The 14,199-nt window shown below is 30.3% G+C and carries 11 protein-coding genes, 1 tRNA gene and 1 pseudogene; 9 read left to right on the forward strand and 4 right to left on the reverse strand.

Annotated elements, in window-relative coordinates; all coding sequences use genetic code 11:
- Positions 1-11: 11 nt before the first annotated feature.
- Positions 12-88 (forward strand) — tRNA-Arg (locus ABXT48_RS01010).
- A gap of 16 nt (positions 89-104) precedes the next feature.
- Here the strand turns inward: ABXT48_RS01010 and ABXT48_RS01015 are convergent.
- The gene (locus ABXT48_RS01015) at positions 105-1,037 is read right to left on the reverse strand and encodes an L-threonylcarbamoyladenylate synthase (RefSeq protein ID WP_415286647.1); all 933 of its coding nucleotides are present in this window, start codon (positions 1,035-1,037) and stop codon (positions 105-107) included.
- Between the two features lie 20 nt (positions 1,038-1,057).
- On the opposite strand from ABXT48_RS01015, the gene ABXT48_RS01020 reads away from it, so the two are divergent.
- From ABXT48_RS01020 to dxs, 3 genes and pseudogenes are all read left to right on the forward strand, one after another.
- Positions 1,058-1,303, forward strand: a complete 246-nt coding sequence (locus tag ABXT48_RS01020; RefSeq protein WP_415286648.1) for an exonuclease VII small subunit — start codon at positions 1,058-1,060, stop codon at positions 1,301-1,303.
- A pseudogene (locus ABXT48_RS01025) lies at positions 1,293-2,166 on the forward strand (polyprenyl synthetase family protein). The gene ABXT48_RS01020 and the pseudogene ABXT48_RS01025 overlap by 11 nt, the downstream one beginning before the upstream one ends.
- A complete protein-coding gene (gene dxs, locus ABXT48_RS01030; protein ID WP_415287121.1) occupies positions 2,166-4,079 on the forward strand; it encodes a 1-deoxy-D-xylulose-5-phosphate synthase in 1,914 nt (637 codons plus the stop codon). Before ABXT48_RS01025 ends, dxs begins: the two are co-directional and overlap by 1 nt.
- An 11-nt stretch (positions 4,080-4,090) precedes the next feature.
- Here the strand turns inward: dxs and aroC are convergent, their stop codons facing one another.
- Complete coding sequence (gene aroC / locus ABXT48_RS01035; RefSeq protein WP_415286650.1) at positions 4,091-5,173, reverse strand: chorismate synthase; 1,083 nt, start codon at positions 5,171-5,173, stop codon at positions 4,091-4,093.
- Between the two features lie 33 nt (positions 5,174-5,206).
- Between aroC and pdxH the strand changes: the two genes are divergently transcribed.
- On the forward strand, positions 5,207-5,833 hold the full coding sequence (gene pdxH / locus ABXT48_RS01040; protein ID WP_415303030.1) for a pyridoxamine 5'-phosphate oxidase: 627 nt from the start codon (positions 5,207-5,209) through the stop codon (positions 5,831-5,833).
- Here pdxH and ABXT48_RS01045 read toward each other — a convergent pair.
- On the reverse strand, positions 5,830-6,843 hold the full coding sequence (locus tag ABXT48_RS01045) for a polyprenyl synthetase family protein (RefSeq protein ID WP_415286652.1): 1,014 nt from the start codon (positions 6,841-6,843) through the stop codon (positions 5,830-5,832). The two genes, pdxH and ABXT48_RS01045, sit on opposite strands and share 4 nt — an antisense overlap.
- A 112-nt stretch (positions 6,844-6,955) precedes the next feature.
- On the opposite strand from ABXT48_RS01045, the gene ABXT48_RS01050 reads away from it, so the two are divergent.
- The 4 genes from ABXT48_RS01050 to ppdK are packed head-to-tail and all read left to right on the forward strand — an operon-like array spanning position 6,956 to position 13,365.
- Positions 6,956-7,762: a S49 family peptidase gene (locus ABXT48_RS01050; RefSeq protein ID WP_271482881.1), complete on the forward strand. Its 807-nt coding sequence runs from the start codon at positions 6,956-6,958 to the stop codon at positions 7,760-7,762.
- Positions 7,752-8,636 carry a glycine--tRNA ligase subunit alpha gene (locus ABXT48_RS01055; protein ID WP_415286653.1) on the forward strand — a complete coding sequence of 295 codons (885 nt, stop codon included), beginning with the start codon at positions 7,752-7,754 and terminating at the stop codon, positions 8,634-8,636. Before ABXT48_RS01050 ends, ABXT48_RS01055 begins: the two co-directional genes overlap by 11 nt.
- Positions 8,636-10,702 (forward strand): glycine--tRNA ligase subunit beta, encoded by a 2,067-nt coding sequence (glyS, locus tag ABXT48_RS01060; protein WP_415286654.1) that lies wholly within the window; start codon positions 8,636-8,638, stop codon positions 10,700-10,702. Before ABXT48_RS01055 ends, glyS begins: the two co-directional genes overlap by 1 nt.
- On the forward strand, positions 10,702-13,365 hold the full coding sequence (gene ppdK / locus ABXT48_RS01065; protein WP_415286655.1) for a pyruvate, phosphate dikinase: 2,664 nt from the start codon (positions 10,702-10,704) through the stop codon (positions 13,363-13,365). Before glyS ends, ppdK begins: the two co-directional genes overlap by 1 nt.
- Here ppdK and nadC read toward each other — a convergent pair.
- A complete protein-coding gene (nadC, locus tag ABXT48_RS01070) occupies positions 13,362-14,195 on the reverse strand; it encodes a carboxylating nicotinate-nucleotide diphosphorylase (protein ID WP_415286656.1) in 834 nt (277 codons plus the stop codon). The two genes, ppdK and nadC, sit on opposite strands and share 4 nt — an antisense overlap.
- Between the last annotated feature and the right edge of the window lie 4 nt (positions 14,196-14,199).

The following is a 14,199-nucleotide window of genomic DNA, read 5'->3' on the forward strand; positions in this document are numbered from 1 at the left end:
TAATACTATATGCGCTGCTAGCTCAACTGGATAGAGCACCAGATTTCGAATCTGGGGGTTATAGGTTCGACTCCTATGTGGCGCACCACAATCAAATTAGATATCTAATACTTTGACGCCCTCCGCAATCTATCATTTATAGCTTTACCAAGACCTATATTGGGAATTTTTTCCACAGCAATTGATTTATAGCCTTCATTTTTTATATTTCTTAGACATGAGTAGAGGTTCTTTGCTGCTTCATCTAGGTTATTTTTAGTGGTTAAATAAAAAAAATTTTTGAGTTTAGTTTTTTTTCTCTTAATCATTATAAAAGCTTCGTCATTTTTTGGTTTTGTGACATTCATTCGTAAAGGTATACCAGGAGAATAATGCAAACGAGATTGTCCAGGTGCTATTTTTTTTTTAGGATTAATAGATATACTTATCTTAAAACCTAAAGTTTTTTGAATTTTTAAGATATCTAGACCACCCAATCTCAGTATAGATGGTTTGCCTATAAGGTTAACTATTGTAGATTCTATTCCAATAGCGCATGCACCTCCGTCTAAAATATATTTAATTTTATTACCAAATTCTTCTTTAACATCTTTTGCTTTAACAGCACTTACTTTAGTTGTGATATTAGCACTGGGCGCAGCTAATGGATAATCTAACTGTTTAAGTAAATTTTTAAATATTGTGTGTTTTGGAAACCTCACTGCTAAACTTTTCGTATTATTGGTAACATATTTAGAAATTTTAGAATCTTTCCTTAATTGTAATACATATGTTATTGGACCGGGAGAAAATTTTTTATAAAGTTTAGTAAAATTATCATTTATTATGCAATCTTTTTTAAGAGAATTGATATCGTGATAATGTACGATTAAAGGGTTGTTTTTTGGCCTTTTTTTTAAATTAAAAATCTTTTTTACTGCTGAATTCTTGTATGCATTAGCTGCTAGACCATAAACAGTTTCAGTAGGTACGCCAATACAGTAATTTTTATTAAGGTATTTTTTTGCTTTTTTGATATTTGATTGATTGGATTTCATGTATTAATAATTATTATTATATGAAAGATAAAAATTTACCACCTGATAATAACACACAGTCTCTTGAGGAACTAACAAAAGAAGCAAATAATATTATTGAGTCTTTAGAGTCAGAAAAAGACTTACAGAATTCAATTGATTCATACCAGCAGTTATTAAAATTAAATAATACTATTGAAAAAAAATTCTATAAAACTTCAAAAATGATCAATGAAGAAACAAAAAAAAAAATTAACAATATAAGTTCAAAAAAAAATGCAGAATAAACTTTCTAGAATAGCAAAAGATACAAACTTATTTTTAAAGCGATTTATTAAAGGACAAAAAAGAACAGAATTAGTTGCGGCTATGGAGTATGGCTTATTTCCAGGTGGAAAAAAAATTAGATCAAAAATTTTAATTGATATAGGAGCTATATTTAAAATTAATTATAAAACATTAATTTCTATTGGTGCTGCAGTTGAGTGCATTCATGCTTATTCATTAATACATGATGATTTACCCTGCATGGATGATGATAAAATACGAAGAGGAAAAATTTCTACACATATAAAATTTGGAGAATCAACAGCGGTACTTGCAGGAAACTCACTTTTAACAATGGCTTTTGAAATCTTGGTTAGTTCAAGCTTAAAGATAAATGAAAAAATAAAAGTAGATCTAGTAAAAAAACTATCTGAATCTTCTGGACATTTGGGAATAGCTGGTGGTCAGTATTTAGATCTTAGTTTTGAAAAAAAAAAAAATTTCTAAAAGTAAAATTATAGAGATGGAAATAAAAAAAACTGGTAAGCTTTTTAGCTTTTGTTGTGCTGTTCCAATTATTATTAAGAGAAAAAATGATAAACAAATAAAGTTTTTTGAAAATATAGGGTCAAATATTGGACTTTTATTTCAAATTGCTGACGATTTAATAGACTTTAAGGGCTCTACACTCATTGCTGGTAAAATAACAGGCAAAGACAAGAAAAAAGGTAAAGCTACTTTAATCAGTTTACTAGGATATCAAAATGCTATTAAATATGGTGATGAAATTAAGTCTAAAATAATTAAAGATTTAAATAAATATAGCTCAAACACTAATAGTTTAAATGAAACCTTAGACTATATTTTAAAAAGAAATAAATGATGCAAGACTACAAATTTTTAAAAGATATTAATTTTCCTTCTGATTTAAGAAAATTGTCAGAGAGTGATCTTCAAGAAGTTTCTAATGAGGTTAGAAAAGAGATGATTGATGTGGTATCTGAAACGGGAGGACATTTAGGTGCAGGTCTTGGGGTTGTTGAATTGACTGTTGCCTTACATTACGTATTTGACACTCCAAATGACAGGCTGATTTGGGATGTGGGTCATCAAACTTATCCACATAAAATTTTGACTGGAAGAAAGTCAAAAATTAAAACTTTGAGACAAGGTAATGGATTGTCTGGTTTTACAAAAAGATCTGAGAGTGAGTATGATCCATTTGGTGCAGCACATAGCTCAACATCAATATCATCTGCACTAGGTATGGCAGAAGCAAGCAAATTATCTAATAAATTAAACAATATAATTGCAGTCATAGGAGATGGTGCAATTAGCGCAGGTATGGCATATGAGGCAATGAATAACGCAGGTGCTTCAAAAACTAAAATGATTGTTATCTTAAATGATAACGATATGTCGATTGCAAAACCAGTAGGTGCTATGAGAACCTATTTAGCTAAACTTTTAACAGGAAAAATTTATTTTAGTTTAAGAGAAACTTTTAAATTAATAGCTTCTGCTTTTTCCAAAAGATTTAGTGCAAAAGCTGGAAAAGCTGAGGATTTTTTAAGATCAGCTGTAACTGGTGGTACTCTTTTTAATTCTTTAGGTTTTTATTATGTTGGTCCAATAGACGGACATGATTTATCTACACTTATACCAATTTTAAAAAATGCAAGAGACTCAAAATATCAAGGCCCAATAATGATTCATGTAAAAACTCAAAAAGGTAAAGGCTATTCTTATGCTGAAAAAGCTAGCGATCATTATCATGGTGTTTCAAAATTTAATGTTGTAACTGGTGAACAGGTGAAAAGTGGAACAAACCTTCCAGCTTATACAAAAGTTTTTGCAAATACCTTAGTTAAACATGCAGAAAGAGACAGTAAAGTCGTAGGCGTTACTGCTGCTATGCCAGGAGGAACAGGTATGGATATTTTTGCTAAAGATTTTCCAAAAAGAATGTTTGATGTTGGAATTGCTGAACAGCATGGAGTGACTTTTGCTGCAGGACTAGCAACGGAAGGTTATAAACCATATGTTGCAATTTATTCGACTTTTTTACAAAGAGCTTATGATCAAGTAGTTCATGATGTCGCTATCCAAAGTTTACCTGTAAGATTTATAATAGATAGAGCAGGCTTGGTAGGTGCTGATGGATCAACTCACGCTGGTTCATTTGATATTACTTATCTCTCTACTCTTCCTAATTTTATAGTAATGGCACCAAGCGATGAGTCAGAATTAGTTAAAATGATAAATACATCTATGATTATTAACGACAAACCTTGCGCCATTAGATACCCAAGAGGAAATGGCATTGGAACGGAATTACCATCTATAGATGAAAAAATAGAAATAGGAAAAGGAAGGATTATTCAAGAAGGAAAACAGGTTTGTATTTTAAGTATAGGAACTAGATTGGAAGAATGCAAAATCGCAGCTGCAGAATTAAAAAATAAAGGAATTGAATCAACAATAGTTGATGCACGTTTTGCTAAACCTTTAGATCAAGAACTTATTTTAAAGTGTGCGAGAGAACATGAGGTAATGATTACCGTAGAAGAGGGGTCTATTGGAGGTTTTGGCTCTCATGTAGAAAATCTATTATCAGAAAAAGGTATATTTGATAAAGGTTTAAAATTTAGAACCATGATATTGCCTGATATTTTTATTGAACAAGATAGTCCGAAAAAAATGTATGATGTTGCTGGTCTTAATGCATCTCAAATATCAAAAAAAATACTAGATATTTTATTTACAAAAGAGTCGATAAAAGTAGTTAAAAATTAAATTTAAAGAAATTAGCTACACTGAGCTTTGTTCATTAGGTAATGGTCTAATAAAACGCAATTCATCATTGCTTCTCCCACTGGTACTGCACGAATGCCAACACAAGGGTCATGCCGACCTTTAACAGAAATTGTAGTATTTTTTCCAAACTTATCTATAGTTTTTCTAGTTGTTAAAATCGATGAAGTTGGTTTAACAGCAAATGAAACAACAATTTCTTGTCCCGTTGAAATACCACCAAGAATTCCACCAGCATTATTGGAATCAAATTTTAATTTTTTACCTTTTTGTGAAATTTCATCTGAGTTTTGTTCCCCACTTAATTGCGCAGAGTTCATTCCCGAACCAATGTTAACACCTTTAACAGCATTAATACTCATCATTGCAGAAGCAATATCCATATCTAATTTAGAATAAATTGGAGCACCTAAGCCAACAGGAATTCCTCTAGCTCTTACCTCAATAATTGCACCACAAGATGATCCAGATTTTCTTATATCTAGCAAATATTTTTCCCAAATTTTTAGCATATTTTTATCAGGACAAAAAAAGGGATTTTTATTAATTGTTAGATCGTTCCATTTGCTAGTATCACATCCCAATATTCCTAGTTGAGTAACAGCACCTACAACTTTAAATTTTTTACCTAATTTATTCTTTAAAACTTTTTTAGCAATTGCACCTGCGGCAACTCTTGCAGCCGTTTCTCTTGCAGAGGATCTTCCACCACCACGGTAATCTCTTATTCCATATTTCTTAAAGTACGTAAAATCAGCATGCCCAGGTCTAAATTTATCTTTGATATTTCCATAATCTTTTGACCTCATATCTTGATTGTAAATAATTAAAGAAATAGGTGTCCCAGTCGTTTTGCCTTCAAATACACCTGATAAAATTTGTACTTTATCATCTTCTTTTCTCTGTGTTGTAAATTTTGATTGTCCTGGTTTTCTTTTATCTAGCTCAACTTGAATATCTTGCTCTTTTAAGTCTATATTAGGTGGGCAACCATCAACGACGCAGCCTAATGCTGGGCCATGAGATTCTCCCCATGTTGTGAAACGAAATTGCTTTCCAAAAGTATTAAATGACATTATCTATAGTATATAGATTATTTTGTTAAAATTATGAATCAAAAAAACTCATTAGGCCTTAATAAATGCTTTTTAGATAAAATAGATCCAATAGATTTATTTGAAGTTTGGATGAATGAGGCAAAAAAAACAGAATTAAATGATCCAAATGCACTAGCTTTAGCCACATCAGATGAAAATAATTTTCCATCAATTAGAATGGTCTTATTAAAAGACTTTAACAAAGATGGATTTGTTTTTTATACCAATCTAAATAGTCAAAAAGGAAATGAATTAAAAAATAACCCGAAAGCATCAATGTGCTTTCATTGGAAAAGCCTTCTAAGACAAGTAAGAATTAATGGAATGGTACAAAAAGTTTCTAATGAAGTGGCGGATGAATATTACAACAGTAGAGGTTATGAGAGCAGAATTGGAGCATGGGCCTCAAAACAAAGTACTATATTAAATAATAGAGATGAGCTTTTAAGCTCAATAGAAGAATATAAAAAAAAATATAGTAATAAAAATGATGTTCCAAGACCAGAGCATTGGTCGGGTTGGAATTTAATACCTACGAGTATAGAATTTTGGTTAGATGGGGATAGCAGAATTCATGAAAGACTTAAATATACTAAAGATAATGAGGATAACTGGGTTAAATCCTTATTAAGTCCTTAAAAGGTTCTTTGTAGACTAAACGAAGTGAGACTTTCTAAAATCTTTTTTTCATCACTATCTTTAAATACAGTTAAAGAATTTGATGCAAGATTAATAAAATGTTCAGCTTTTTTGTAACACTCATTGATTATGTTGTATTTTTTAATAAGCTCTAAGGTAAAATTTAAATCTTCATTTGATCTTGTTTCTTGTTTAAAAATATTTTTCAATTTATCTTTTTCTACTGATGATACATTTTGAAATAATAAAATCACAGGTAGTGTAATTTTACCTTCAAGAAAATCTTTACCAATTTTTTTGCCAAAAAATTTTAGATCAGAATTGTAATCTAGGGTGTCATCAGCAATTTGAAATGTTAAGCCTAAGTTTTTTCCATAAAATTCTAGTGCTTCTTTTTCTTTTGTTTCTTTGTTAGATAGAATTGCACCAACTTTAGTTGCTGCAGAAAAAAGTTCAGCTGTTTTTGCTGTAATAATCTTAAAATAGGTTTCCTCTAACATATCAACTTCACCCTTGTGTTGTAGTTGTAATACTTCTCCCTGAGCAATCTTTGAAGAAGTTGAGGATAAAAGTTTTAAAACTTCTATATTTCCATCATCAACCATCATCTCAAAACATCTACTTAAAAGATAGTCTCCAATTAATACAGAAGAGTGATTCCCCCAAATTGAATTTAATGTTTTTTTACCCCTTCTAATATTTCCAAGATCAATGACATCATCATGCATTAAAGTTGCTCCATGTATCATCTCTACACATGCAGCTAAATTAATGTCTCGGCCTCCTTTAGTGTAGCCACACAACTTAGCAGAACCAAGAGTTAATAAAGCTCTTAATCTTTTTCCACCAGAGTCAATATGATATTCAGTCATTTTTTGAACCAGATCAACTTCACTTAGGAGTTTTGATTTAATTTTTTCTTCAACTAAAACTAATTTTTCATCTACTGAATCTTTTAGTTGATAATATGAATTATTTATTTGGTTTCTTAGCTGAACTACAGTTCCCATAAAAAATAAGTTAGTATAATTAAGTTATATTTATTACTTATCAATTGACGCACCTTAATCTTCAACTATAAGTAGGCTTTATATTAAATCAAAAATTCTATAAGGATTAACAATGTTCTCTTTTTTTAAAAAGAAAAAAATAATAGCTCATATCAAGCTAAATGGTGTGATTGGTAATGCTGGAAAGTTTAAACAGGGCATAGATTTTGCAGGACAAGAAGAGATTATAGAAAAAGCTTTTTCACTAAAAAAAGCTAAAGCAGTGGCAATTACAATCAATTCACCAGGTGGATCACCCGTACAATCACATTTAATCTATAAATTTATTCGAGCTCAAGCCAAGAAAAACAAAATAAAAGTAATAGTATTTGCAGAAGATGTTGCAGCTTCTGGTGGATACTTAATAGCTTGTGCAGGTGATGAGATATATGCAAATTCAAGCTCAATTATTGGATCTATAGGAGTAATTTATTCATCTTTTGGATTTACAGAATTGATTAAAAAAATTGGTGTAGAAAGAAGAGTTCATACGGCAGGAAAAAATAAAAGTTCACTAGATCCATTTCAAGAAGAGAAGTCAGAGGATATTGAGAGACTTAAGAACATTCAATTAGATCTACATAAAGACTTTATTAAAGTTGTAGAAGAAAGCAGAGGATCTAAACTTAAAAAAGATGGTATTGAATTATTCTCAGGAGAGTTTTGGGCGGGTAGTAAATCAAAAGAGCTAGGTTTGATTGATGGATTAGGTAATGCTAATGAAATCTTAAAAGAAAAATTTGGTGAAGATGTTGTTATTAAAAAATTTGAAAAATCTAAAGGCTGGTTAAGCAAAAAACTTTCCTCATCAAGCAATCAAATGGATCAACTAGCAAATATTTTAGAGGAAAGATCTATCTGGCAAAGATATGGCTTCTAAAGAAAAAATTATAAAACCTAAATTTCAATCATTTCAAGATACTATTTTGAATCTTCAAAAATATTGGGGTAAACATGGTTGTGTTATTCTTCAACCATACGATATTGAGGTAGGGGCTGGAACCTTTCATCCTGCTACAACTTTAAGATCTCTAGGACCTAAGCCGTGGAAGGCAGCCTATGTTCAGCCATCAAGAAGACCTACTGATGGAAGGTATGGAGAGAATCCAAATAGATTGCAGCATTATTATCAATTTCAAGTTTTAATAAAGCCATCACCAGATAATATCAAAAAACTTTATTTAAATAGTTTGGCTGTTATCGGTATTAATCACAAAGAACATGACATTAGGTTTGTTGAAGATGATTGGGAAAGTCCAACTTTAGGTGCGGCAGGTTTAGGATGGGAAGTTTGGTGTGATGGAATGGAAATTACTCAATTTACATATTTCCAACAAATGGCTGGATTTGAATGCAAGCCTGTTTCAGTTGAAATTACATATGGTCTTGAAAGAATTTGTATGTTTACTCAACAAATGAAAAATGTTTATGATCTATTATGGAATGATGAAGGTGTAAAATATGGGGATGTGTTTCTTCAAGCAGAAAAAGAGTTCTCTGCATATAATTTTGAACACGCTAATACAGATAATCTATTCAAAATGTTTGATATGTTTGAGCTTGAAGCAAAAGCATTAATAGAAAAAAAAATTTCACTACCTGCATATGATCAATGTTTAAAAGCAAGCCATGTATTCAATATTTTGGATGCAAGAGGAGTTATAAGTGTTGCTCAAAGAGCAGGTTATATAGGGCGTATTAGAGACATTACAAAAGCAGTTGCCGAAAGTTGGTTAAGCAGTCAAACAGATTAATGTCAGAATTTTTTTTAGAGCTGTTTAGTGAGGAAATACCGGCTGGTTTGCAGCGTAACTCACGTAATACTTTATTAGAAAATTTTCAAAATTTATTTGAAGAAAAAAAAATTTCATTTAAAAAAAGCTCTTCATTTTCAACTCCAAATCGTCTTATAATTTTATTTGAGGGTCTGTCTAAGGAAATAACACAAAAAGCTGAAGAAATAAAAGGACCAAATGTTAATGCACCAGAAAAAGCTATAGAGGGCTTTCTAAGATCAAATCAAATAGATAAAAAAGATCTACTTAAAAAAAAGATAGAAAAAGGAGAATTCTATTTTTTCAAGAAACCATCAAATAAAATTAATACCATAGATTTACTTCAAAAATATACGCCTCTAATCCTTGATAAATTACAATGGAAAAAATCTATGGTTTGGGGAAACTATAATCTTAGTTGGGCAAGACCGCTAAAATCTATTTTAGCAGTTTTTGATGATAAAAGTCTAGATTTTAAATTTTATCATTTAATATCTTCTAACACAACATTTACCGATAAAGAGTTTGAAGATAAAAAGAAAATATTTAAAAATTTTAAAAGCTATAAAGATTTCTTCAATCAATCAGGAATAATTATAGATCACATACTAAGAAAAGAATTTATTATTAAAGAAATTGAAAAGATATCTAATAAAAATAATTTTATTGTTGAGTCAAACAATAAACTTTTAGATGAAGTCACAGATATAGTTGAGCAACCGAATATTATTATATGCAAATTTGATCAGAAATTTTTAAATATTCCAAAAGAAATTTTGATAATTACAATGCAATATCACCAAAAATATTTTCCAACATTTAACAAAAAAGGAAAAATTACCAATGAATTTTTAGTTGTGGCAAATAACAATGATGAAAAAGGTTATATTAAACTGGGTAACGAAAGAGTTGTAGAAGCAAGATTAAGTGATGCGCAATTCTTTTGGGAAAAAAATAAATCTCAAAATTTAGTTAAACAAGTTTCAAAATTAAAAAGTATGAATTATTTTAAAGGTCTTGGATCTTATTTTGATAAGATTCAAAGAATGAGAAAGCTTGGAGGAATGATCTCTGATGAACTATTGATTAGTAAAGACCAAGTTGAGCTATCAGCATCAATTTGTAAAGTTGATTTAGTTTCTGATATAGTTGGTGAATTTCCCGAGCTTCAAGGAATTATGGGCGGACACTTTGCTGAAGTACAAGGTTTTGATAAAGAAATAGCCTTAGCTGTAAGTGAACATTATCTACCAACTGGACTTGATAGTAAGACACCAAAAAAACCATTTAGTATTGCTTTAGCTTTAACTGACAAAATTGATACTCTAGTTGGGTTTTTTGGAATTAATCAAAAACCGACGAGTTCAAAAGATCCTTATGCGCTTAGAAGATCTGCACTTGGTGTAATAAGGTTATTAATTGATAATAATAAAGAGTTTAAAATTAAAGATCTTATTAGTTATTCGACTTCACTTCATAAAAACCAAGGTTTTAATTTTTCAAACGTTTCATCTCAAAAAGAACTGTCTGATTTTTTAATGGACAGATTAAAGTATTATATGAAAGAGAAAAAAATTAGAGCAGAGATAATAGATGCCAGCATAAAAGCGCATGGAATAGACAACCTGAATAAAATATATAAAAAAGCTTCAACACTTAATGGACTAATTAATAAAGAAATAGGAGAGGATATTATTACAAGCTATAAGAGAGCTTCTAGTATACTTGAAAGTGAGTTGAAAAGTGGAGATCTTGAACTATCAAATACAACTGACCCTGGTATTTTTAAAAATGATTATGAAAAAAATCTATTTAAAAAGATTAATGAAATAAGAAAATATTTCACAAATATCGGTAAAGATGAGAGCTATAAGGAAACGCTTGAAATTCTAGCTGGTACAAAAAAAGTAACCTCAGAGTTTTTTGATAATGTTAAGGTCAACGATGATGATAAAAATATTAAAAAAAACAGATTGGAACTTTTACAAATGTTATGTAGAACATTTGACAATTACATAAATTTTTCAAATATAGAAATCAAATAGTGAATAACTTAATTTTAAATTTTAAATCAAAAGATTCTAAAAAAATTAAAAATCCAAAAAATTTTTTAGGTGGAAAAGGTGCAAACCTTTCTGAAATGGGTAGAATGGGACTCCCAGTTCCTCCTGGTTTTACAATTTCAACAAAAGTTTGTGAATTATTTTACAAAGATAAGAAAAAACTAAATTCAAAATTAGTTAGTACTATAAAAAAAGAACTAAAAATTATCGAAAAAGAAGTTGGGAAAAAATTTGGTGATTTAAAAAATCCTTTATTATTATCTGTGAGATCTGGTGCAAGAGTTTCAATGCCAGGAATGATGGATACAATTTTAAATTTAGGTTTAAACGATAAAACTGTTATTGCACTTTCAAAAAAAACTTCTAATAGCAGATTTGCAAATGATAGTTACCGAAGATTTATTCAGATGTATGGTAATGTTGTAATGGATGTTGAAGGCTATCACTTTGAAGAGTTAATTGAAAATTATAAACTAACTAAAGGTGTTCTTTTAGATACAGATCTTGATGCGAATGATTGGGAGGGATTAATTAATGATTTCAAAAAAGTTATTAAAGATCAAACAAAAAAAGAATTTCCTCAGAATGTGTATGATCAATTATTAGGTGCTATTAGTGCTGTATTTTTATCCTGGGAAAGTAATAGAGCAAAAGTTTATAGAAAATTAAATCAAATTCCTGCTGAATGGGGAACTGCAGTTAATGTTCAATCAATGGTATTTGGTAATATGGGTAATGATTGTGCTACTGGGGTTGTCTTTACAAGAAATCCATCAGATGGTGTTAATGAAGTATATGGTGAATATTTAATTAATGCTCAAGGAGAAGATGTGGTGGCAGGAACAAGAACTCCTCAGTACATTACAAAAAAAGCAAGAAAAGATGCAAAAGTAAAAGAAGCTTCGATGGAAGAAGCTATGCCTAAAGTATTTAAACAATTGGATAAGATTTTAAAGATTTTAGAAAAACACTACAAAGACATGCAAGACGTAGAATTTACAGTTGAAAATAATAAATTGTGGATGCTACAAACAAGGTCTGGAAAAAGAACCTCAAAGTCAGCTGTTAGAATTGCAGTTGATATGGTTAAGGAAAAACTGATTTCTCAAAAAGAAGCAGTAATGAGGATAGATCCCTCTTCTTTAGATACATTGTTACATCCTACACTGGATGAAAAAAGTACACCAAATGTTATTGCAAAAGGCTTGCCAGCTTCTCCAGGTGCTGCAAGTGGTAAGGTTGTTTTCACATCAGAGGAAGCAGAAAGATTAAATAATGTTATGCAGGATACTATTTTAGTACGTGTTGAAACGTCACCTGAAGATATTCATGGAATGCACGCTGCAAAAGGAATTTTAACAGCAAGAGGTGGGATGACTAGTCATGCTGCGGTGGTTGCAAGAGGCATGGGAAGACCATGTGTTTCTGGCTCTAGTGAGATTGATATTAACTATGATGCAAAAACTTTTAAAACATCTTCTGTTGAAATTAAAGAAGGAGATATTATTACAATTGATGGATCAACGGGAAGAATTATTCTAGGAGAGGTGCCAACAGTTAAACCAGAAATTTCAGGAGACTTTTCTAAATTGATGAGCTGGGCAGATAATTTTAGAAAATTAAAAGTAAGAACCAACGCGGAAACACCATTAGACACAAAAACTGCAAGAGACTTTGGAGCTGAAGGTATAGGGCTTTGTAGAACTGAACATATGTTTTTTGATGAAGAGAGAATTTTATCTGTCAGAGAAATGATTTTATCAAAAACAGTAGAAGACAGAAACAAGGCACTAGAAAAGCTTTTACCACACCAAAAAAAAGATTTTGTTCAAATATTTAAGATTATGAATGGCCTTCCTGTAACAGTGAGATTGTTAGATCCACCATTACATGAGTTTCTTCCAAAAACAGAAAAAGAAATTAATGATGTAGCAAAAGTTGTGGGTTTACCATTAAAAGAAATTGAGTCTCGAATTAATGAGTTGCATGAACAAAACCCAATGTTAGGTCACAGAGGTTGTAGATTGGGAATTTCATTTCCAGAAATTTATGAAATGCAATGTAGAGCAATCTTTGAAGCTTTATCCGAGCTTAAGATAAAAAAAATTAAGTCGGCATTTCCAGAGATTATGATCCCTCTAGTATCAACTGAAGCTGAGATTAGAATAATGAAAGATTTAGTAGTGAGAGTTGCAAAAGAAGTTCAAAAGGATAAAAAAATTAAAGTAGATTATTTAGTTGGCACAATGATTGAATTACCAAGAGCAGCAATTAAAGCTGATGATATAGCTAAACATGCAGAGTTCTTTAGTTTTGGAACTAATGATTTAACTCAAACAACATTCGGTTTAAGTAGAGACGACAGTGGTAAATTTTTAAATGATTATCTTGAGAATAAGATTTTTTCTATAGACCCATTTATCTCTATAGATGATGGAGTAGCTGATTTAATTGAAATTGCAGTTGAAAAAGGAAGAAAAACAAATAAAAAGATTAAACTTGGAATCTGTGGAGAACACGGTGGAGACCCTAAAAGTATTCATTTTTGTGCAAATGCAGGTTTAGATTATGTTTCTTGCTCACCATATAGAGTTCCAATAGCAAGATTAGCTGCTGCACAAGCAGAACTGTCTAAAAAAAATTAAATTTCTAATTTAAAATCTATAGCAGGCACACTATGAGTGATGCTACCAATAGAAATTCTATCAACACCAGTTGCTGCAATTTTTTTAACTGATTTTAGAGTTACATTTCCAGAAGCTTCAGTTACGTAATACTTTTTGGCTATTTTAACACCTGCCTTAAGTGTTTTATTGTTCATATTATCAAACAAAACAGTATTAAATTTTAAACCTATAATTTGTTTGAGTTGATTTAAATTATCAACTTCTACCGTGATTTTTCTTCCTTTTTTATTTTTGATTGCAAGAGACACTAAAGTTTTAATATCAGAGCTTGCAATGTGATTGTCTTTAATAAGAAATTCATCACTTAAGTTAAATCTATGGTTTGTACCACCACCTAACTTAACAGCATATTTTTGTATTACTCTTAAGGTTGGAATCGTTTTTCTAGTACAACAAATTTTACATTTTTTATTAACCAATTTAACAAATTGATTAGTCTTAGTGGCAATTCCAGAGACATGGCTCATAAAATTTAAAGCAACTCTTTCACCAATTAGAATATTTTCAGCCTTACCCTCAATTATAGCTATTACATCGTTCTTATTAATTAAGGAGCCTTCTTTTTTTTTAATAATAAATCTAATCTTATTATCTATTAATTTAAATGTTTGTTTTGCAAATTCTAATCCAGCTATCACAGCTTGTTGGTTAGAAATTAATTTAACTTTTATTATCTTATTATTCTTAACTAAGTTTGAAGTGATATCACCAGAAGGGTACAGATCTTCATTTAAAGCAAGCTTTACAACATTCTTGATATAATAATCGCTTAATTTAATTTGAGACACTTTT

The organism is Candidatus Pelagibacter sp. Uisw_101 (genome assembly GCF_047727615.1).
Taxonomy (GTDB): domain Bacteria; phylum Pseudomonadota; class Alphaproteobacteria; order Pelagibacterales; family Pelagibacteraceae; genus Pelagibacter.

Excerpts from the sequence above, each read along its gene's own strand:
- pdxH (WP_415303030.1), top strand. The coding sequence starts at position 5,207 with ATGAATCAAAAAAACTCATTAGGCCTTAATAAATGCTTTTTAGATAAA.
- glyS (WP_415286654.1), top strand. The coding sequence starts at position 8,636 with ATGTCAGAATTTTTTTTAGAGCTGTTTAGTGAGGAAATACCGGCTGGT.
- ABXT48_RS01045 (WP_415286652.1), bottom strand. The coding sequence starts at position 6,843 with ATGGGAACTGTAGTTCAGCTAAGAAACCAAATAAATAATTCATATTAT.
- ABXT48_RS01050 (WP_271482881.1), top strand. The coding sequence starts at position 6,956 with ATGTTCTCTTTTTTTAAAAAGAAAAAAATAATAGCTCATATCAAGCTA.
- ABXT48_RS01015 (WP_415286647.1), bottom strand. The coding sequence starts at position 1,037 with ATGAAATCCAATCAATCAAATATCAAAAAAGCAAAAAAATACCTTAAT.
- ABXT48_RS01055 (WP_415286653.1), top strand. The coding sequence starts at position 7,752 with ATGGCTTCTAAAGAAAAAATTATAAAACCTAAATTTCAATCATTTCAA.
- ABXT48_RS01020 (WP_415286648.1), top strand. The coding sequence starts at position 1,058 with ATGAAAGATAAAAATTTACCACCTGATAATAACACACAGTCTCTTGAG.
- aroC (WP_415286650.1), bottom strand. The coding sequence starts at position 5,173 with ATGTCATTTAATACTTTTGGAAAGCAATTTCGTTTCACAACATGGGGA.
- dxs (WP_415287121.1), top strand. The coding sequence starts at position 2,166 with ATGCAAGACTACAAATTTTTAAAAGATATTAATTTTCCTTCTGATTTA.